General features: G+C 40.2%; 13 protein-coding genes. 1 reads left to right on the forward strand and 12 read right to left on the reverse strand.

Annotated features, from left to right (window positions below):
• Positions 1-121 precede the first annotated feature (121 nt).
• The gene (locus H5180_RS01445) at positions 122-1,300 is read right to left on the reverse strand and encodes a polysaccharide lyase family 7 protein (protein WP_182757513.1); all 1,179 of its coding nucleotides are present in this window, start codon (positions 1,298-1,300) and stop codon (positions 122-124) included.
• Positions 1,301-2,956: 1,656 nt separating this feature from the next.
• Here H5180_RS01445 and H5180_RS01450 point away from each other — a divergent pair.
• A complete protein-coding gene (locus H5180_RS01450; protein ID WP_145239638.1) occupies positions 2,957-3,688 on the forward strand; it encodes a FadR/GntR family transcriptional regulator in 732 nt (243 codons plus the stop codon).
• Positions 3,689-4,023: 335 nt separating this feature from the next.
• Here the strand turns inward: H5180_RS01450 and H5180_RS01455 are convergent, their stop codons facing one another.
• From H5180_RS01455 to H5180_RS01505, 11 genes are all read right to left on the reverse strand, one after another.
• Entirely contained in the window at positions 4,024-6,978 is a 2,955-nt protein-coding gene (locus H5180_RS01455) for a TonB-dependent receptor (protein WP_182757514.1), read from the reverse strand.
• A gap of 361 nt (positions 6,979-7,339) precedes the next feature.
• Positions 7,340-10,384, reverse strand: a complete 3,045-nt coding sequence (locus tag H5180_RS01460) for a TonB-dependent receptor (protein ID WP_182757515.1) — start codon at positions 10,382-10,384, stop codon at positions 7,340-7,342.
• 75 nt (positions 10,385-10,459) lie between these two features.
• On the reverse strand, positions 10,460-13,186 hold the full coding sequence (locus H5180_RS01465; RefSeq protein ID WP_182757516.1) for a poly(beta-D-mannuronate) lyase: 2,727 nt from the start codon (positions 13,184-13,186) through the stop codon (positions 10,460-10,462).
• Between the two features lie 388 nt (positions 13,187-13,574).
• Positions 13,575-14,555 (reverse strand): polysaccharide lyase family 7 protein, encoded by a 981-nt coding sequence (locus tag H5180_RS01470; RefSeq protein ID WP_182757517.1) that lies wholly within the window; start codon positions 14,553-14,555, stop codon positions 13,575-13,577.
• Positions 14,556-14,585: 30 nt separating this feature from the next.
• Positions 14,586-15,554, reverse strand: coding sequence for a class 1 fructose-bisphosphatase (locus tag H5180_RS01475; RefSeq protein WP_182757518.1), 969 nt, complete (start codon positions 15,552-15,554; stop codon positions 14,586-14,588).
• Positions 15,551-16,633, reverse strand: a complete 1,083-nt coding sequence (gene fbaA / locus H5180_RS01480) for a class II fructose-bisphosphate aldolase (protein ID WP_016706355.1) — start codon at positions 16,631-16,633, stop codon at positions 15,551-15,553. The genes H5180_RS01475 and fbaA overlap by 4 nt, the downstream gene beginning before the upstream one ends.
• Before the next feature lie 13 nt (positions 16,634-16,646).
• The gene (gene eda, locus H5180_RS01485; RefSeq protein ID WP_182757519.1) at positions 16,647-17,267 is read right to left on the reverse strand and encodes a bifunctional 4-hydroxy-2-oxoglutarate aldolase/2-dehydro-3-deoxy-phosphogluconate aldolase; all 621 of its coding nucleotides are present in this window, start codon (positions 17,265-17,267) and stop codon (positions 16,647-16,649) included.
• A gap of 76 nt (positions 17,268-17,343) precedes the next feature.
• Complete coding sequence (locus H5180_RS01490) at positions 17,344-18,273, reverse strand: sugar kinase (RefSeq protein WP_182757520.1); 930 nt, start codon at positions 18,271-18,273, stop codon at positions 17,344-17,346.
• Positions 18,274-18,338: 65 nt separating this feature from the next.
• Entirely contained in the window at positions 18,339-19,637 is a 1,299-nt protein-coding gene (locus tag H5180_RS01495; protein ID WP_182757521.1) for an MFS transporter, read from the reverse strand.
• A 1-nt stretch (position 19,638) separates the two neighbouring features.
• Positions 19,639-19,986 carry a cupin domain-containing protein gene (locus tag H5180_RS01500; protein ID WP_182757522.1) on the reverse strand — a complete coding sequence of 116 codons (348 nt, stop codon included), beginning with the start codon at positions 19,984-19,986 and terminating at the stop codon, positions 19,639-19,641.
• Between the two features lie 11 nt (positions 19,987-19,997).
• Complete coding sequence (locus H5180_RS01505; RefSeq protein ID WP_182757523.1) at positions 19,998-22,202, reverse strand: heparinase II/III family protein; 2,205 nt, start codon at positions 22,200-22,202, stop codon at positions 19,998-20,000.

Here is a 22,202-nt window from a genome sequence, read left to right on the forward strand (position 1 = left end):
CACCAAGACTCAATACACGACTGAGAAACTTGAATGGAATCAGCTTAAACTGCTATTTTTCTATGCAGCACATAACACCACATAAATTTGCATTTGTGTGGTGTTATCAGTAATGCTAAAACTAGTTAGTTACTCGAGTGTAACTAACATTTGTCATTGTTACTTTAGACGTAGTAATTCCCAAGTCTTCAAAACACTCTTTGAATGAGTTTGAGTTACCTGATTCACCACAATCATCTAATGTAGATGTATCTTGTGATTGCAAATAATTACCAAACTTAAAGTATGATGCCGAATCATCTTCAACAGGAATACCAAAACTTGAACCTAATGCAGATACGTCTACGTCTCCGTAATTATTAACAACTCGTAGATTAAATGAACCACCACTAGTAATAGTACCTAGAGCATATTTTTCTTCGTTACCGTTGGTGTTGCGAAGACGGACATATACATCAAAAATGCCATTGCCAGCAACACTGTCATCAAAGCCTGACTCAGCAGAATCTGACACATATACTTTCATAATAGTGCCCGTGTCACTTGCATGGTGTTGAGCAATAATTGTTTTACCACCATTCGACATTTCAACCTTAACATTAGCTTCAAAGACTTCATAAGTATCAGTCATCGCTACTCGTAAGCTAGATTTGACTTTATATTCATGACGCCAACCATTACCATTTGGTGTGATGTGTTGAGCTTCAAGAGGTACAAATACAAGTGTGCTGTCATTAACTAATGGATTAGGATCATTACCTTCAAGATCAAAAATGCTACCACTGGTTATGCTACTAGGAATAGTTGTACCATCGCCACTACCACCGTCACCATTGCCCCCAGTTGAGCCTCCACTGCTGTCGGTTTTTACAAGAGAAAAATTATCAAAACGAACATCACTTGAGCTGTTATCGTGCTTTGCGAAAACTTGCAAAGAATCTGTATTTGCCGAAGTGAATGTTTTTGACACTTTGGTCCAAGACGAAACATTAAATTTTGTATTCTTAAATAACCCATTGAGATCATTAACACCAATTTGGCCTTTACCTAAAACATAAGCGCTTAAGGTATATTCGGTATTTCTTTCAATATCGACAAGCTGATGCACCCGTCCTGGGCTGCCTTGGATCTTTAAAGAGCTCGATCCTTGATAGGCGTCGCCTGAAATCGCGGCTGGATCAATTTCATTCCAATCGTTCCAGCCATTTTCAAAACCAGAGTTATAAATAGTTGCCGCTTGAGCTGCACTCGAACATGCAACCATTATTGATAGAATCAGTAGATTTTTTTTCTTAAACATTATCTTTATGTCTCCTAACTTATACTTTAGGAAACCTAACTGCTTGACTAAGCTTTAACCACTTAGTTCTAGGTAACGACTTCGCATAAGGGTTAATTGTGTGTAAACAACGGTAATAATAAAATTTATGAGCAAATCACCACAAACAATAAATCACCAAAAAACCAAACTGGATAACCAAAAGGTAATAAGAATGCATATTACCAGTTAATTTTTTGCAACACTAAGAAAATAATAAATAAGTATTGGCACCGTTTATATTAACTTTCGATAAAAAATAAATTTCAATAAAAATCAATAACAAATAAACCAAGCAAAAAAAGTACATTAATAGAATTAATCCAAAAGAACTAAAACCAGCACTTTATCACTATTAAAAATAAATGATTAATTCTTAAAATAAGTTGTAAAATGAATTACAAGCACGATAATAGCACGTTGAAAAATCAAAATTGGTAATAACAAAATACGAGTTGGACAACCAAAAAAGGTGTCATTAGAGCACTCTATCTAGAAATTAATATAAGTAGTGAGGACAGGAGAAAATAGGCTACGCCTTGATCGCATTTTGAGAGTGAGGGTGTAGATCACTGCTTAATGTCAATTGACGTAGTTAAAGCGAAATGTGTGTTAAATTCCTCAACCCATATGGGTTTTACTGGTCAACTTCAACCAGACACTTTATCTGAAAGCTTGCGCTTGGTTGTCACTTTATAAACCACTCATTGTTCATAAACTAAATTGAGCTGTGCCACTAGCCCCCTAGTTTATATAACCTCATTTTAAAACCTTCTTTGCATAAATTTTTACATAACTCACGGTAGCCTAAACTTTCTCTGCTGCGTTTAAACACCGCCCAGGTTTACGAGAAAGAAGTAACTCTTCTGCCGTTATAAGTTAGGCTATTTTCTTTGGCGCACTGATATTTTAATTCATTTTTTCGCAAGTAAGACGCTGCCCATTTTGATGATCTCTTTCTCCATTGTAAGATCATTGTTTTTCTCTCAGGCGCTTTAGTGCGGCTCACTCATCTTAAGTTAGCTAATTGCTCTTCAAGTTTAGCTTTCCAGCTGAAAATAGACTTGGTTTTTACCTAGTAAACTGCGGTCCCTGAAACTGAATCCCCCTGTGCTGTACCCAAGACAACTGCGACTTGTTTAAAATGCGAGTATAAGTTTTGTTTTTTCGTTTTCTTATTTAACATCTCACTATTGGAACATTGTCAATTCTTAAAGTGTACTACTCAATTAAACCAGTTCACGCAGAAACTAAAAACCTCACACAAAACATAAAAAGAATCAACACACTACTTTAAAGATTTCAATTAAAATCTTAAAACGCTCACAGCTAATGCATTTGCTATTTATCATCAAAGCCGCTTACTAACGTCATTATTTAAAGCGTATTGCGGGCATAAAGTTACGGTCAAGAATTATGCATTTATTATTTGTTGATCTCAATAAATGCTAAGGCCTTGTGTTAAATAAAAAACAAAAGCAAATTGACAAGGTAAAATAAGAAAGGTAACTTACCAATTAAGGTTGTTTTTTTACCAATTAATTTACCAATTAAGTGACGTGATTTTCTCTTTATCAGTCGCTTACTAATTTAACTCACTGAAATGCAATCGCAGTATATAAAAACGGGGAATGTAAAATGAAGAGGCGCAGACGTTTTTGGAACGTTGTTGATAAGTTAGAAGCCGCCATAGATCAAGGTATCTATAAGGTTGGTAGTCGCTTGCCTGCAGAACGAGAATTAGCAGAGACTCATCAAGTAAGCAGGCCAACAATTCGTGAAGCGATTATCGCTCTCGAAGTCAGGGGCCGTGTTGAAGTAAAAACGGGCTCAGGAGTTTTTGTTACTGATAGCAGCAATGTTACCGTAAGCGAGCAACCTATTAGCGCATTTGAATTAACACAAGCTAGAGCATTGGTTGAAGCAGAGGCAGCCGCATTAGCTGCGGCGACCATTCAAGATCACGAACTTGCAGCATTAAAGCAAAGCTTAGCTGACATGCAAATACCTGAACTTGCTATCGAGGCAGATCAACGTTTTCATGAAATAATTGCAAGATCAACGCGTAATAACGCCATTGTAATGTCTATCCAAAACTTGTGGAAGTTAAGGCGTAGTGAGCCGCAAATTATTGCTGCCTATGATGATGTATGTTCACAAAGCGACGAGCAACGTTTACAAGAGCACACGTCGATTTATGATGCTATTGCGAGTCATGATTCATCGGCGGCGCGTAAAGCGATGCACAATCACTTTAATCGTCTGATCAATGCGCTTTTCGCTGCCAGTGAGAAAAAAGCACTGGAAGAAATAAAGCGTAAAACCAATGAAACACGTGGGCTATACTCAATCTCACACTTAACGCAATAAAGTAATTTACCAATTCCCTTAAAGGCACATATCTGTGCCTTTATCTATTTACTGCATTCATATCGTTTTTATTCTGCACTACATTCAGTTACGTACTCTTTGGTTAAACTAAAAGCTGCTCGCTATTTAAACCGCCGTACGCTAGTAAAAACCCGCGTTACACTATTACTTACAATCATGCCTTGCCTAAATCGCTTTTATTTCCACAACGCTCGAATCGTGAGCTGGTTTGGTTATGTATGCAATTGGTTAAATAGTTGAAACTAAAAAAGCAAGCCTTAACAAAGGCTTGCTTTAATATCAATTATCCTAATTGATACTCTCACACACTGTTTCTAAAAACGATAGCTCACACCAAAGGTGATACGGCGGTCAGTTAAACCTTGGTAACACAATAGCGAACCACCATTTACACAAGACTGGCTTACTTCTGATTCAGTTAAGTTAACTGCTTCAACACCAATATTGAGCTGATCATTAACATCGTAGCTCACACTGGCATTCAGCTGCCCACGGTCTTCTTGTACCACTGGGAAACCCCATGGGTAACTTGATGTACTACCGAAGTCTTCTGAGCGATAACCTTCACGCCATGTATAACGTGCACGCGCTGAGAAACCATATTTTTCATAGTACAAAGTAAAGTTATAGGCATTTTCAGATAAATCAATCAGCGGTTGTTTAGCTGAAACTTCAATATCTGAGATACCTGTAGTCAGTGCGAATACTGCATTAGCACGGCTTATCGCATTATCAATTGCTTCACCACCTGATGACTCTTGATACGTATAATTTGCCATTACACCAAATCCAGACGCCCAACCTAAATCATTTTCAAAGCTAGATAAATCATACTGAAACGCAAGTTCGATACCTTGCTGCGTTCGAGTATCTGAATCATTCACGGTTGTTTGTGTTGGTACACATACACCTACACCAGGCTCAGGACCAAATACATTGATATCCGCAATTGGGTTAAATACCCCACCGTCTTCACACTGAGGACCCGCTGTATCGCGATAACCCGTTGCAGGGTCTTCGTATGGGTCAACTTGCTTAGTTACATGTAAGTCTTCACGTTTTTTATGGAAATAGCCCACACTCACCAATGCTGATGGTGCGAAATACCATTCAGTAGAAATATCAAATGAAGTAACTTCTTCTGGTTCTAAACCCGGATTACCAATAGCTACCGCTGTATTTGGGCTTGTGCTATATGAAACTGAGGTAGATAGGTCATCATAATCAGGACGACGAATATCTTTTGACCAACCAAGACGTACAATCACATCTTCAGCAACATCAGCAATGATATTTATACGTGGTAATAAGAAATCATAATCGGCCTCAGACACAATTTGCGAAACGACTTGATCGCCATTGCTATCAATTGTTACTGAATTACCAGTAGAGGTGATATCTGTTTGTAAGTAACGTACACCAAAGTTACCGCGGAACATTTCATATTCAAAGTTTGCCTGTGCGTATAATGCATGTGTGGTCTCTTCAATATCAAAGAACGCACTAACTTGTGATGTAGGTGAACTGATTGGTGCACGATCAGAGCCTGTGATGGCATTGTTAGCAACGATTGCATCGTTTAATACATCAAGCACATAATCAGGATTAGAGCCGGCCAGTTCAGGATTAACTAATAAGAAGTCTTTAATAAATAAAGAACGACCATCTGCAGCGTTAAAGTTATCAGGGCCTGCTACCAATAGCTCTGCAAATAAGTCACCCGTTGGGCTCTCAGCCATACTTCTCAAACCAACATTATCACGAATTTGGTCTGATGTGCTGCTTGACTTGTTATAGCGATAACCAAAGTCAACTGATCTAATAAGCTCATCAAAATAATAAGTAAAATCAGCTCTGAATGCATCTTCTTGGTTTTCTGTAGTATCACGTCCTTGGTTAACATCACGTAATACAACATTAGCTGGGTCTAAAAGCTGAGCACTTGTTGGTGCATTTGCTTCACTTTGAGCGATACCAAACGCCAATGCCCCGCCACTTAAGTCATACTCAAATGGTGTACCATTTTCATTCGAATCGTTCACAGCAACATTAGGGTTAATAAAGTTTAATGTTGTGTTGAAACTCGGTGTCGTTGAATTAGAACGAGAAGTTGAAGCTTCTACGCTAAACAGTAAGTTATCACCTTGCCACTCACCACCAAGTCTAAATATTTGGCTATCTGTTTGGCGTGAGTTTGTGTCACTTGAAAAACGTAAGTTAGCATCACCACCACCATCTTCAACTGGGATAACACCTTTTAATGCCGCTTTTATGCTGCCTAAGTCTTGACCATCTAAGACGCCAAAATTAACATATTCAAACTCAGTTGGCACAGAAACATTGCGTAAATCACTTACGCCTGATGCTTGCACACGCGAGCTCTCTTGACGACGGTCTTGGTCATTCACTACGGCATCAAAAAAGAATTTTGTATTACTAGTCGGCGCCCACTCTAAGCTACCTGCAAAGTTCATGGTTTCTGATTCATAGTTATCATAATCTTGAATCAAAAATTGGATTGGTAAGAAATCAAAAGATTGTGCACTTGCCGCACCGCTATCAGCAGCTACAACATTGTCGCGATCTGCACGTGGGCGAAATGCGGTAACATCTTGTTCGGCGTAGCTGGCACTCAATACCACACCAAATTCACCACCTGAGTCTAATTCCCAGTTATCCCCCCAAGCAGCTGATACACGAGGTTTAATTCCATCAGTTGATAAGCTGCTATCTTCACCTTGAATACGAAACGATCCTAGCGTGTCATCTAATTGCAGTGGGCGAATTGTACGTAAATTAATAGTTCCACCAACAGAGCCTTCGATTGTTTTTGCTTGTGGTGATTTAATCACCTCAACCGCAGAGATCATCGATGCAGAAACATCTTCAAAACTAATACCTGTACGTCCTGAACCTGAACCAACAGTCGATACCCCATTTATTTCTGTACGGTTGGCATTGGTACCACGAATTTGAACGCCTGTACCAACACCCGCTTCACGGGTGATCTGTACGCCTGTAATGTTTTCTAATACCTCTGCTAAGTTTTGATCTGGCATTTTACCAATATCAACAGCTTGTATAACCTCAACAAGGCTATCTGCTGAACGCTTCTCTGCTAATGCATTGGTGAGTGATTGTCTAATCCCTGATACTTCAATTATTTCGACATCATCTGCAACTTGTTTTTCTGTTTCTTGTGCTGATGCAACATTTAATGCCGTAGCTGAAAGTATCGCTAATGTAACGCTAGATAATTTGTGCTTCATAGTTTTTCCTGTGTGATCGAATGCTATGTTTATTTACTTGTTGTCTTGTTACCGCTTGCCTTCACAAAAGGTTAACCAAATAATTACACTTGAATGAAAAAAGATCAACCCCGTTGGTAATAACATTTTTAAATAAATATTAACCAGTAGTTATTACCAATGACAGAGTGGAGCAAGGAAAGCCAATAACCAGCTGATTATTAAAAGTAAACTAAAGTTTGTTTTTTCGTGGTGTAGGAAAAGTTTTCTATTATTAGACTAATGTAGCGGTTATAAAGGCTTCACCCTAAAAATTGGCTAACCAATTTTTTAGTTGTAAAAAAAAGGCGGTTACCCGCCTTTATTGTTTACTTTCAATTAATTAAAACTTGAAAGATACCCCAGCAAATAAGCGCGGGCCATAATCATTAACTTCACCTAGGTTACCTTCAGTAAAGTAGTCTTGAGATTTGGGCTGGCTAAATAAGTTAATTGCTTCGAGTTTAACTCTTACATGCTCGTTAACTTTATATGATGCACGCGCCTCCCATACACCAACCGCATCTACGTAACGCAAGCGCGTTGAGTTACTGGTGTAAGGTTGAAAGTATTCACTACGATATTTATAAATAACCGCAGTATCAAAGTCACCAATTTGATAGTACAACTGGCTGCTAAATACATGCTTTGAAAATCCAGGCACAGACGCTGGTTCAACAATACCAGCGGTTAACTGAGTTGTCTTGCCGTCTAAATCTGTAATGTAGGTATCGCCGTATAAGCTATCTTCGTATTCCATATCTGTATCGGCATAGTTATAACCAAGCTTAATACCAATACCACTATCCCAACGATAGGTGATTGAAGTTTCAATACCAAATAGGTCACTTTCTTCATCTGTGGTTACAGAGTTAGTAATTGGTAAAGTCACCGTTTCACCTTCAACAATAAAATCTTCTAAGACTGTTTGCTGCTGGAAACCACCTTGAAATTGCTTGTAGTATACGCCAAATGCAAAGATAGCATCTTCATTAGGGTACCATTCAAAAGCGGCGTCATAGTTCCAAGACATTAGCGGTTGCGTATCAGGGTTACCTGAACCATTAACACCGATAAACAAATCACCGAGTGTCGTTGGCGCTACTTCATCATCAGTTTGGAAAGTACGGCTGTAACCTAAGTTACCGGGATCAGGTCGTGACATACCACGGTATATACCACCACGAAGTAAGATGTCTTCACTATAATCTACAACAAGATTGAAGCTTGGTAACACTTCAGTATAACCACCACCGCCTTCAATCTTCTCAAGCGATTCACCAGTCACTAAAGTAAGTGTGCCATCATCATTAGTTACAACATTAAAGGTGTTTCTAAAACCTAGTGATGTTACATCAGTATCGACAACACGCACACCAAAGTTACCGCGAATGTATTTACCGAACATTTCTGTGTCATAATTCGCCATTAAGTAAACTGAAGTGGTTTTTTCGGTTACATCAATAGTACCTGCATTTTCATAATCAAGTTCTGGGTAAGCAAACGCACCGCTATTAGATGCTGCCAATGCTTGTGAAAAACAGACGTTGTCATAGGTTGCCCATGATGAACCTGTGCCGCTTGCAACTACGTTACCATCGCTGTCCACATGAGTCAGAATATCACCATCTGACACGCTTGATAAAAAAGCTGATTCAGGGAAATCAATTTGGCAGCTTTGTAGTACATCTAACGCAGGAGTGACACTCTCATCCAGTGTATATTCAGTACGAGAACCATTCCCTTGATTACCGCCATATTGTACAAACGTAAGCTCTGAGGTTCTTACACCACCTTGGATACTGGTAAATACGTCGTTACCTAATGTATATTCAAAATCAACGCGTGCACCGATGACTTCATTTTCACGCGCATTTTCGCGGTCAAGACGTGTACGTAGGCTATCAGTGTAATTTGAAATATCCGTTACATCAAAATCAGTAAGTGTGAAATGAGGAATATTTTCCCCCATATCCCAGCTAAAGAATGGACGGTCAACGGTTCTACCTCTATTTGATATTTGTAGCTCTTCACGTTTAGTTTGTGAGTAAGAAACATCAAAATTCAAATTTAGGTTATCTGTCGCTTGATAATCTACATTCAAGCCATAGCCTCGGTAATTTTCTTCACGAGAAAATTGCTCGCCTGCAGATTCAATTCGCTCTTCACCTTCCCAATGTAAAATACCGCCCGCTTGGTTAGTCACCAGCGAAGGGCCAGTTATGCCAGGTGTCGCACGTTTTTGTAAGAAAAGTAAATCATGGCGAGCTTCTGCTTGAGTTCTATCAGAAATCTGCGCATCTAAATTGATATCTAAAGCAGCTGACGGTTGGAACTGAACCGCCATAAAGATTGCATCACGTTCGTCTGATGTTTCATTTTGACGGAAGCTGCGGCTACTGCCGGTCCACGCGTAAGGTGTACCATCGCTTTCTGCTTTGCCTGTATCTGGATCAATCGCGGTCTGATAGCCTTGATTGCTACTTCCACTTACCTGATCTTCACAATCACCAGCACTACTGCGATAAAAACCTTCATTGGTATTGGTTGGATCGTTTAAACACGCCCATAATGAAGAGCCAGTTGGGCTTGAACTTCTGTATTCCGCTTCTGGTTGACTGATGTCTTGACGTTGCAAACCAAACGACACACCCACAGCTTGACCGTTATCAAACTCAAACTGGTCTACATAACTAAAAGTACCGCGAAAACCAACATCACTTTGTAATGAGTTATCAACATTGCTTTCATCAGGGTTATAGTTAACTTTAACTTCACCTTGAATACGCTGCTTACCAAAATCAAGTGGTTGTACTGTCTCAAGTGCAATAACACCTGCTACGCCACCTTCAATCATTGATGCATCTTGGGTTTTATAAATCGCTATTTTTTTTACTAACTCTGATGGAAACTGTGAGAAGTTTACTGAGCGATCACCACTACCATTAGTCGCTTCACGGCCGTTAATATGTGTTGCACTTAGAAATGGTCCTAAACCACGAATCGTAATTTCAGTCGCACCACCATTTTCACGATGCGATGCAGCCCCTGTGATTGACTCAAGTGCTTCACCGATAGAAAGCGCTGGTAAATCACCAATGTCATCAGCAGACAGACCATCTACTACGGTGGTTGCTTCACGTTTAATCGCGATTTGATTTTGAATCGTTCTACGTGAACCCGTTACACTAATAATTTCAATACCATCATCTTCAGTGGCCATGTTTTGTGCAGGCGCTTCCTGTGCATGAGCGCTAAATGCTAGCGAACCTGCCACACCGGCAAACATAGTGGCTTTAACTAACTTGGCTACCGGACAAAGTGCAAACCGAGTGCGTTCCTGTATTTGTAATTCAGTAATCTTTGTGTGTTCTTTGTTCAACGACATGTCGAGATCTCCGTTGTTATTATATAAGGTAGCTTGTCGCTACCTTTTTATGTTGTCTAAAAATAAGTGCGGAGCTTACTTAGGTTGTACTTTCCAAGTAGAACCAACACCCACTTCTGAGGCTTGAATATAGTGTAGGCCTTTAGCACCAGCTATTGCTTGAGCACCATTAGGGTCTGTTTCAGTTAGAGTGTTTGCTGCTGAAATTAGCTCTGGTGCTTCTTTACCGTTGGCAGCTGGGCCTTGATCTACTGCACCATCAGAATCAAAATTACCATTGCCATTTTCTTTTCTAAAATCCACCCAAAAATCGTCTTCAACATCACCTGAAGCATAACTATCAGTAAAACCATAGTTATTTGAGAAGTTAGAAACGGTGTGATTAATTAAGTCACAATCATATTCAAATGCATGGGCTGAGCTACTATCACCATTTGCTAAGAAGTATCCATTTTTAAGCACATCTTCATTGCTATCATCCACACCAACACCATTAGCAATTAAGTTCGCGTCAAAATTAATTTTAAAGAAGTTCTTCGATAGACCGTATAATGTAGGGTTGTCGGCTGCGGTTAAGTTGTCGCAATCCTCTGCGTTGGTTACTTTTTTATCAAGCTCAGTACTAAATACAATAGGTTGAATTGAGTTTAAAACCGTATTATTTTTAACATTCAGCGTTAAGTCTCCAGCATTATTGAGGATCGCTTGGTTGCCAGCATTTGGCACAATTCCATCATTTTGCGAAAAAGTATTTGAAGAAAATACAATGCCACCCGCTTCTTTATTCTCTGCGCGTGTGCCTGCAATATAGTTATTTGTTACACTGTGGCCAAGTGGTGTCAGGATAACGCCGCTTGGCCTGTCGTCTGAACTCTCTATTTTAGTAGTGCGTATGATGATGTTGTCAGTAACAGTATTAAAACCGCCATCCTCTAATGCAATTCCGCCTTTTGCGTTAATAATTGTATTTCCATGAATTTTCGCGCCAGATGTTTGCACGCGCATTAAACGTCGGCCAGATACAAAGTTATCAATTAAATTATACTGCACAGTGAAATTTGCGTTTTTAGCGGCGTCCGTACCGGTGGTACTACCTACATTTAATAACAATAAGCTAGAATCAGCATAATTAGGGTTAATACTCTCACCAAACAAATTGTACTGAACAATATGATTTGTACTCGATGAAGCCATTTTAATCACTGACCCTTTAACCGCATTATTACGATTACTAAAGGTATTACGCTCTACGAGTGCTGAGTTACCTTTTAACACAAGCCAATGATACTCAGTTTTATTTAAATCAGCTTGGTCGCCATCCATGGTGTTTTCAGAGAAAACAAAGTTATCACCTTCTGAATAGATAACCGCATTTTCTTCGTTAGAACAAAATGAGCTTGCTTTTGTATCTATGTTTTTAAAAGTAAGGCCAGTCACTGCGGCACCATCAACCCCCGCAGCTACATGGATACACGCTTCACCTAAAATAACCGGAGTTTGCCCTTCAACAGCACGAATAGTAACAGCGTTTGTTAATAGTATTTCAGCTGGATCGGCATATTGATTTGAGTTCAAACCAATCACTGCACCCGCTACCACACCATTTAATGCGGTAGCTAACTCAGCAGCGTTATTAACCACTTGCGTATAAACTAATGAGTCAAGTGAGCCTGTCACTGTTTCTGGGTAGCCATCATTATCAGTATAGCTTGCAGTTACAGATATTATCGCTCCTGCATAATCAGTGGGTGTAAACGTTTTACTGTTGCTGTTGGCAATCTCAACACCGTCAGCGGACCATGTATAAGTGACACTCGCTTCATCAAAACCATTTTGCTCAACTAATTCTGCGGTTAACACTGCGTTTGACAAATATGGTACGGAGCCAATAATATTGAGAGTCCCATCGATATTAACTGCATCAGCTGATACCGGTAATGATGGTGCTGATACATTTTCTTCTGTAAAACCATTGTCATCGGTATAGCTAACTTTTACCGTAATGACCTGGTCTTCCTGTGCTGCTAAAACAACATATTCGCTTGCTGTTTCACCACTAATAGCAACATCATCCGCGAACCATTGGTAAGTGATTGTGCCACTTGCACCATCTTCATCGCTAACTACTGCAACCATTGTATTACCAATAGTTGGTGTGCCATTAATTGTTACTATTCCTTGAGAGTTAACTCGCTCAACCGCATTGGTAGCAGCAGATGTTGCTGACTCACTGAACCCGCGATCATCTACAAATGTTGCAGTTACCGTGATCACGGCACCAATATGTGCTTCGGTTAATACCAGCTCAGGTAACACTTCGCCATCAATTTGCACACCATCAGCAAACCAGGCATAAGCAATTGTTTCACTATCAAAACCGTTTTGGTCACTGACTGTGGCTGTAAGGGTAGAACCAATCAATGCATTACCAGTAATGGCTACTGCTGCATCATAAGCAATTGCGGCAACCTCTGCGGTAGCGTTACTAACGCGCGATTCATTCGTGCCGCCATTATCGGTGTAGCTTGCCTGAACTGAAATCGCAAAGCCAACTTGTTCATCAGTAAGTGTGAATGATGCGCTGTTCGCACCTGCAATTAATTGACCATCTGCATACCAGTAATAATTGATATCTCCTGAGATACCATCAGCATCAGTAACAGACGTGTTTAACGTTTCGCCAGACAGGGGAGTACCAGTTAGAGCAATAGAGCCCAAAGTGTTATCATTATTTTTCGAGTCTGAATTACAACCTACAATCGCCAGCGCGACGGCACAAAGTGCAAAGTTTTTTAAGTTCATATGGCTCTATTCTCCAAATTCATGGTTTTATCTCTAATAGTTATTGTGTGTTATTACCAAAATACAGATTTAAATTATTACCAAAAAGTCAATTTTATAATCAATTGTTAACTTGTTTGGTAATATAACCATAATCAAAAAGAATTTACCACTATATCCACTCAAAAAACATAACATTTAATTCACACCACTGCTAAGAGTCAGAAAACTACTACAACAGCGGGAATAACCAATAAGCAGTTACAACTCACCAACAAGGTAAGCACACTGTTATTACCAATTAATATTAACCAGAATGTAATTTTAATAATGGGATAAAACACTTTTTGAACGGGTAGCTAAAAGGTAAACAGCGCACTCTGTACTTTGTTTACCTTTAGGAGGGCTTTTAGTGTTGGTTACTTAAATGATAAAAAGTAGCTTGAACATAATCTTGGGGGTTGCCTGTGTTGTTTTGGTTATAAACACCGGCTTTAAAGTACATATATTGATTGTTTTTGCTATACCCGCTATCACTCATATCCATAGATTTAGTAATGTTAGGCTTTCCTTGACGGATCAAGGTTACAAACAAAACATCATTTTCCACAGTAATTTTATAACTAAATTTTTCATTTAATTTAATACCGTCAGTGGGATCAGCCAAAGTATGGGAGCGGCTGCCAACAAGATCTACCCATACATCATCGCCGTCGTTGATCTCATGAGCAAAATAAATAGCGCCATGCTCATTGTCAGGTAGCTTGCGATAGTATAAGCGGATTGGTTCATCATCAGTCGCATGTATTTGACCAATAATAACGCGCCCTACTTTTTTTATGTCTCCAGTTACAGATACACGGTTAACAGCGAGCGTTGCTTCCAAGCTGCCTTCGATTGCCCCAGCTTTTCTTTTTATTGAGCTAAGAGCTGAACTAAATACCCAATTATTTTCGGTGATCCCTTGAGTTTTTACTCGCGTGTTACCTCGTCTGAGCATTTCACGTAATTCAGTACGGGCATACTTAGTGTTTTTAGAGGTTTTGGCACCTTGGTTAGGACAGGCAAATACCATTCCACCATCTGCAGCCGTGTAAAATAATGGCTCTAGTTTAAAACCATCACTTAATGGCTTTTCCCAAACGATATCGGCTTTTTGATCTTTATTAAGATCTGTGGGTAAAGTTAAATACCAATTAAGTAAATCAAAGTTTTCGCTTGGTGTTCTACTTGCATCTAACTTAGTGAAATCACCTAACAATACACCTGCAGTTAATTGCTGGTGCGACTGTGGAATAGCAGCTTCTTGCTGTTGTGCATTCACACCACAATGCCAAGCAACCGTCGCTAATAATGTTAATGCAGGTAGAAATATATTGTGTTTTATCATTGCATTCTCCGCGCGAATAAGCTGCTTTTGTTATTGCTCAAAAACAGCGTTATTGAAAACACTCACACTCGCAGGTGAGCCCATTACAACGGGTACACGCTGATGAAGGCTGGTCGGCTCTATGGTTAAAATTCGCTGACCGCGAGAGCTTGCTTGCCCACCGGCGTTTTCAATCAACATCGACAAAGGGTTGGCTTCATAGAGCAATCTTATTTTGCCATTTTCATTACCTTGTCGTTTATCTTCAGGGTAAAGAAATGTACCGCCTCTTGATAAGATTCGATGAACATCCCCCACCATAGCTGCACTCCACCGCACTGAACTTTTTTCAAATTCAGGGCTAGCATAAAGTACTTCATCAAAGAAAGTCTGGATCGTTGCATGCCAATAGCGGTAGTTCGCCATATTGACTGCAAACTCTTTGCTATCGGGCGCGACTGACATTTTTTCTGTTGTAAGTAAAAACCCACCGTGAGTTAAATCCAACGTATAACAACGAGTCGGGCCACCGGTACTCATCACTAGTAAAGTTGCAGGACCGTAAAGTACATAACCGGCACATAACTGCTTACTACCTGCTTGCGCAAACTGCTCATCACTGTCATAAGGCACATCATCACGTTTTTCGTAGATAGTAAAAATAGTCCCTATCTGACCATTTATATCAATGTTTGAGGAACCATCTAGCGGATCAAACGCGACAATATACTTACCGGCAGGGTTACCAGGAACAGCATGATCTTCTTCTTCAGATGCAACTGCTGCCACACAGCCCTCTTCAAGTAACATGTCTTTAAGTAGCTGATTGGCGATCACATCGAGCTTTTTTTGCACCTCACCTTGGATATTTTCATCCAAAGTCGACCCTAAAACCCCAGCAAGCTCACCTTGGCTTACTCGAAATGCAATTTCTTTACTGGTTGCTAAAATGGTGCGGATCAACATAATTAAATCGATTTCCACACCATCGCTTTTTAACACTGGAATTAGTCGTTTCATGATGAGTACCTGTTAACACAATTAAGATCAGTAAAACACTGCAATAATCGCATCGTCATGTTTTGCTCTGCGTGACTTAGCCAAACTCGCGGATCATAATATTTTTTATTCGGCTTATCGTCACCGTCGGGATTACCTATTTGCCCCTGTAAGTACTCTTTATTGTTTTGGTAATAATTCAGCACACCATCCCAACACGCCCATTGCGTATCAGTATCAATGTTCATTTTCACTACGCCATAGGTTAATGACTCTGCAATTTTATCTTGCTCTGAGCCACTGCCACCATGGAAAACAAAATTTAAACTATTGTGAGGTAAACCAAACTTCTGTGAAACATAAGCTTGGGAGTCTTTCAAAATGCTAGGGGTCAACACAACGTTACCTGGCTTATAAACACCATGAACGTTGCCAAATGAAGCTGCAATAATAAAATTCGGGCTAATTTTTCTCAATTTTTCATATGCATAGGCAACTTCTTCTGGTTGGGTATAGAGAGAAGAACTATCGAGGTGGCTGTTATCCACACCATCTTCCTCACCACCTGTGCAACCTAACTCAATCTCCAAGGTCATGCCTATTTTTGCCATACGTGCTAAATAACGTTCACAAATAGCTATATTTTCTTCTAATGGCTCTTCAGAAAGGTCGATCATATGCGAACTAAAAAGCGGCTTCCCTGTTTGCTGAAAATAACGTTCGCCTTCATCTAACAAGCCATCAATCCACGGCAGTAACTTTTTCGCTGCATGGTCCGTATGCAACATAACTGGCACGCCATAATGCTCGGCAACAGTATGAACATACTTAGCCGCACTTACAGCACCAAGCACAGCACTTTGTTGCTCAGGTAAGACAAGACCTTTGCCACAAAAAAACTGTGCGCCACCGTTCGAAAGCTGAATAATAACGGGGGACTGTACTTTTTTTGCCGCTTGTAAAGTTGCATTAATCGAAGATGTGCCGATCACGTTAACTGCAGGTAATGCATATTGATGCTCACGGGCATGTTCATACACCTTTGTGACATCATCACCAACAATGACTCCTGGTTTTACTTGTGCTAGTAGATAACCCATTCTGCATAGACCCTTACGCTTTATTCGCCTCAACACAGGCATCAGCGATCGCCTGCCAATTCTCTTGTTCAACCCACTCTTTAGGTGCTATCCACGTACCACCTACAGCAATGACATTATCCAAAACAAGATATTCGTGTTTATTTTGTGCATTTACGCCGCCAGTCGGACAAAAACTAACACTTTGGAACACAGTTGAAACTGCTTTTAAAAATGGTGCGCCGCCTGATAGTGAAGCCGGAAATAACTTTTGCTCTGTAAAGCCAGCTTCTAACGCCAGTAAAATATCAGCCGTATTTGATACACCTGGAACAACCGGTACAGGGCATTCTTTTAGCGCTGCTAGTAACGAAGGAGAAACAGCTGGTGTAACAATGAAGTCAGAACCTGCGTCAAGTGCTTGCTGTAAAATTTCTGCATTGATCACTGTGCCCGCACCAACTTTTAACGATGGTACGGCTTCTTTTATAGCTTTAATTGCAGCTAAAGATGCATCGGTACGCAGCACAACTTCAACCAACCCTAATCCTGCTGCTGCCATTGCTTTGGCTATATTAACGCCTTGCTCAGCAGTATCAGCTTGAATTAAAGGAAGAAGTGTTTGTCCTGACATGAGTTCAGAAAAGCGAGTCATAGCTATATCTCTCTTAATATTTATTATGTGTTGAGACGAAAAGGCCCCCCATTGAAGCCTTTTCGTTTAAATTCTATTACTGTGAGTCAACCATTGCCCGATTGAAAATATCTTTTGCGGTAATTGCGCCAGGTTGCTGAATAACAATGGCGGCGGCTTTAGCAGCTTTCCTTACAGCATCACTAACACAAGCTCCAGATAGTCGCGCACCTAAGTAAACGCCATTAAATGCATCCCCTGCCGATGTTGTATCTACTACATTTTCCACCGGTGTGATCTGATGACTTTGGAGTTGACCATCAACCAAGGTTAATACTGATTCGGGGCCATTTTTTACAACAATTTCGTTGATATCGAATTGACTCATCTGGGCTAACACATCGTCTACCGAGTTCATCCCATACAAAACCTGTAAGTCTTCAACGCCCGGCAAAGTGATATCTGCAGACTTAAATGCAAGCTCATATTGTTGCTTTGTTTCTTCTACAGATTGCCACAGCCTTGCTCTATAGTTGGGATCAAAAACTACTGTGACACCTGCCGCTTTTAAATCTTGAACGGTTTGCCAAAATATATCTCGTGCTCTAGGTTCAATCACGGCAAGAGAAATACCAGAGAAGAACAACATGTCACCAGAGGCGAGTTCATCAATGACTGCAGGATTGAAAAAATCAACAACTTTACGCGCTGCAGAATCGCCTCTCCAATAGGTAAAGCTGCGCTCTCCAAGTTCGTCGGTTTCGATATAATACATACCAGGCACTTTCTCTGGGTGAGCAAAAACTAATTGCGTTCCCAGCTGCTCAGCGGCAAAACAATGTCGCATTTTCTCACTGAGTACATCTTTACCCAGTGCAGTAACAATGACTGAATTAATTTTATTAAAACAACGTTTTAGGTATACAGCAGAGTTATACACATCACCAGCAAATGCTTGATTGAGAGTCGTATTATCAACCGCTCTCAGCTCGACCATACACTCACCTAAAAAGAATATTTTTTTCATTTTTTAACTTACCTTTGTTGTAAGTAAGCGGCAGGGTTTTGGTTGCTCTGCCGCTAAACGAACCGTTACTTAGGTTCTTTTAATGGTTCAATTTTTGGAATTAAAATCCACACAGCCAACATTGCTGTAATAGCTAATGAAGCACCAATAACAAACGCAGGGGTATAGTTTCCGCCAGCAGTTAAATAAGGAACTAATGACGTTAAACCAACAGCACCAAGCTTCGCTGCCATCCCAGAGAAACCAGACAGCGTACCGACCGCTTTCTTACCAAGTAGATCACTTGGTAAAGTCTGCACATTACCAATTGCGGTTTGGAAACCAAATAGAATCACAGCCATAATTAAAACCGCTACAACAGGTGCACCAGGGTTTGCCATAGCCAGTAAGGCTGGCAACATAATTAAACAACCAAGCGTAATCGTTAGCTTACGGGTTTTATCTGTACTCCAACCGGCTTTTAGACGGTTTTGCGCTAATAAGCCGCCAAACCACGCACCAAACATTGCACCAACATAGGGAACCCAGCCATAGATACCAATGGACTTAACATCCATGCCATACACTTCATTTAAGTAAATAGGGATCCAGAACACGAATAACCACCAAATAGGGTCAATAGCTGCCGATGCGATGATCACACCCCAACTTTGCTTACGGCTTAAGAGTTCTTTGGTTGAAGGGTTATATTCTTCTTCTTCCTGTCCTTCCTCATTTATTTCACGACGTTGGCCAGATAAAATATAGTGCTTTTCTTCTTCAGTAAGCCAAGGATGAGAGCCCGGTGGTGCTTTAACTAATACTAACCAAGGTACTAACCACAAAAAACCCATTGCCCCCACAACCACAAAAACCATTTGCCAGCTAAAATACACCGTTAAATAGGCAATGAGAGGAATAGCAATAATGCCGCCAATCGCAGCACCAGAGTTAAAAATCCCCTGTGCTAAAGCACGCTCTTTAGTTGGAAACCACTCTGCATTCCCTTTTGCAGCACCAGGCCAGTTACCTGCTTCAGCAACACCAAGAATAGCGCGGAATATACTTAAACTTAGTATCCCTTGTGCAAACGCATGAGCAACAGTAGCAAGTGACCACACACCTATTGATAATACAAAACCAAAGCGTGTACCGACCCAATCAAATATTTTGCCAAAAATAGCTTGGCCAAATGCATAGGCAAACACAAACACAATAGAGATATTGGCATAAATTTGTTTACGCTCTAATGCGGATTCGTCCGGAAATAAATCTTCTACAATATCAGGCCATAGAACACTTAAAGCCTGGCGATCGATGTAGTTAATGATGGTTGCAAGTGCAATTAATGCAATCACCCACCAACGTAATCCTTGAAGCTTCATGCTATTCATCCTCTAGAAAATCTTCACGAGCAGGACTAAACGTATCAATTAAAATCCCGCCCGTAGGACACGTTGCACCATGATCAGCATACGGTGGAATAAAACAACTGTCTCCAGGTTTTAAAATTTTAGTCACACCATCAATATTAAAGTGAAATTCACCTTCAACTACATAAGTAACTTGTGAATGACGGTGTGCATGGTTATAGCCAATCGCACCTTCTGCAAACCAAATTTTTACCGCCATTAGCTCTTCGTTATAGCCTAGCATTTGGCGCTTTAAACCATTACCTAGATCTTTAATTTCGGCTTCATTGGCAAATGTAAAATGCTCACTTTGCTTGCTCATCGCAACTACTCCTAAATGTTGTTAATCAAATAAACGCCTAAACGGCCGTTTAATGAATATGATTTATTTTGATATTTAAATGATTTCTTACTTGCAAGCTCAGCCTTGTTAATAGCGATCAAATAGTCCTTGTCGGCAATTTCCAGCTCAACAAATACCAGCTTACCTTGCTGTGAGTGTTTTAAGTTTGTCACTCTGCTTTGGGCCACTAAGGTATACTCTTTACTTGGGTTATATTCCCCATGCGGTTCAAGCACTGAAATAAACTGATGTTGCTTTGTATCTGACAGACGGCGGATGAAACTATGCTCATTACGTAAATTAAAATTAGGATCGTCAGCACCCAGTTGCGTGAATAAAAATGCTTCATCACCTTTAACTAAGCTGGTTAAAGTATAAAAACGGCCGTTGTCGTTAAGCCAAGACACGCGAGCAAGCCCTTGTTCTGGTTTTGCTGTGGCTTTTAACCAAAGATGCTGGTAACCATTTCTGTCACCCAGCGCCGATAACTGTTTAGTGTTGGCTTTGAGCTTAAAATTGGTATCAATAAGCTGCCCTTTATAATGAAGCGGTAAATCAAGTTGATGCGCTTTATCTGCAGCTACACTAAATAAATCTAGAACGACTGTGCTGTTCAACTCTTTTAGATTCACTAGTGCTAATGTACGCTCAAGCTCAACACTTTTATAAGCGGTGCTAATTTCACCACTTGATACTGTGCCGTACTCAGATGTTTCAAAGAAATTAAGTGTTGGTGCATTTTTATTGCCTACTTCTACGTCACCATTGAAGTGGCTTGTTTCATCAACCACCACGGTATTATGAGCAACTGTTTGCTTAGCGTAGCTATTATTCTCTGGCAGATATCGACCACCAAACTTAGCTTCAACATTTAAAAACCGCGCTGCGCCGTAGTCAGAAACAATCTCTTCGCCTTTATCATAAAATTGCCATGTTAATTTATCGAAATGGCCATGCCCTAAACCTTGTGCTGCAGGCTTAAATAACAGTGCTTGGTCACCATCAAGTTGGCTACGCATAATAACTAATGCGCCTTCTTTACCATCACTACCGTCACCAAATGCTACAGATTTAAACTTGTAAGGTGTTCCTAAACCTTTATCTAGCGCCTGAGCTACTTTTAACCCATCACCCGATAAAATAATTTGTCCTTGTTGTTTGGCAATATCTAAGTAACCAGTGTCATTCGTTAAGCTATACGCAACCGTAACACCATGAACAAGCTCAATGGTATCAATACCTTTACTCTTAATAGCATCATTAATTGGGAAGAATAAACCGTTGTAGCTAAGTTGAATGGTTGTATCAATTGCTTTTAGCAATACACCGTCACGGTGTTCTGCAATTTTTCGTTCTGGCTCATTGTGTGCAATCGCTTGTGCAAAAGTCACAAATGGTAGCAACGCAAAACGTTGATAATATGGACCTTCGTTATAATAACCTTGTGGTGAAAACAACATATCCAGTTGCTTTAAGAAACCACCTTCACCTGACTTATCTAAATCATATAACGCTTTTTCAACCCACTCAGGTTCATTCATAACGTAACCTGCCATGCCCACGCCAGCCGTAGCCCACGTACCATGGTTATGTACTTTATTGAACGTTGTTGGCTGCCCTTCCGATAAGAATAAAGCGACTGGACGAAGCAACTGCTTCTCAATGGTAGCACTTTGCTGATCTGTCAATGCATCATGGATCAGATCATACGCTTGAATGGTGTATACCAACCACATTGCCTCATTCAAGCTTTGCCAAAATAACTTACCTGGGTTTTGAGATTTTACTTTACGTTTAGGGTGAACATCTAAACTTGGGTAAAGCGCCGCATATTCAAGTAACATATCGCGAACATAATCAGCGTATTTTTGCTCTTGGCTAAGTTGATAAATGATCCCCGCACGATACATCAGTTGGTAATTTTTTTTATGACGTTCGTGAGTGTAACCGCCGCCACCATCTTTCGGCACAGGGACTACGATAGGAAAGGCAATTTCTTGATCAACTTGCGCTTTTAAACTGTGATAGCGTGCACTAAATAAACCTTTGCTATCAAGTGCGCCACGCATTTTGACAACATCATCTTCAGTGATCACTAAATTTGGGTGCACAGCTAAAGAACTAAACGTTGTAGCAGCAAGCGCAATTGATATTACACCTGCTTTTAATTTCGTTTGTAGGCTAGAGAATGACAT

The organism is Pseudoalteromonas sp. SR41-4, from assembly GCF_014163985.1.
Taxonomy (GTDB): Bacteria; Pseudomonadota; Gammaproteobacteria; order Enterobacterales; family Alteromonadaceae; genus Pseudoalteromonas; species Pseudoalteromonas rhizosphaerae.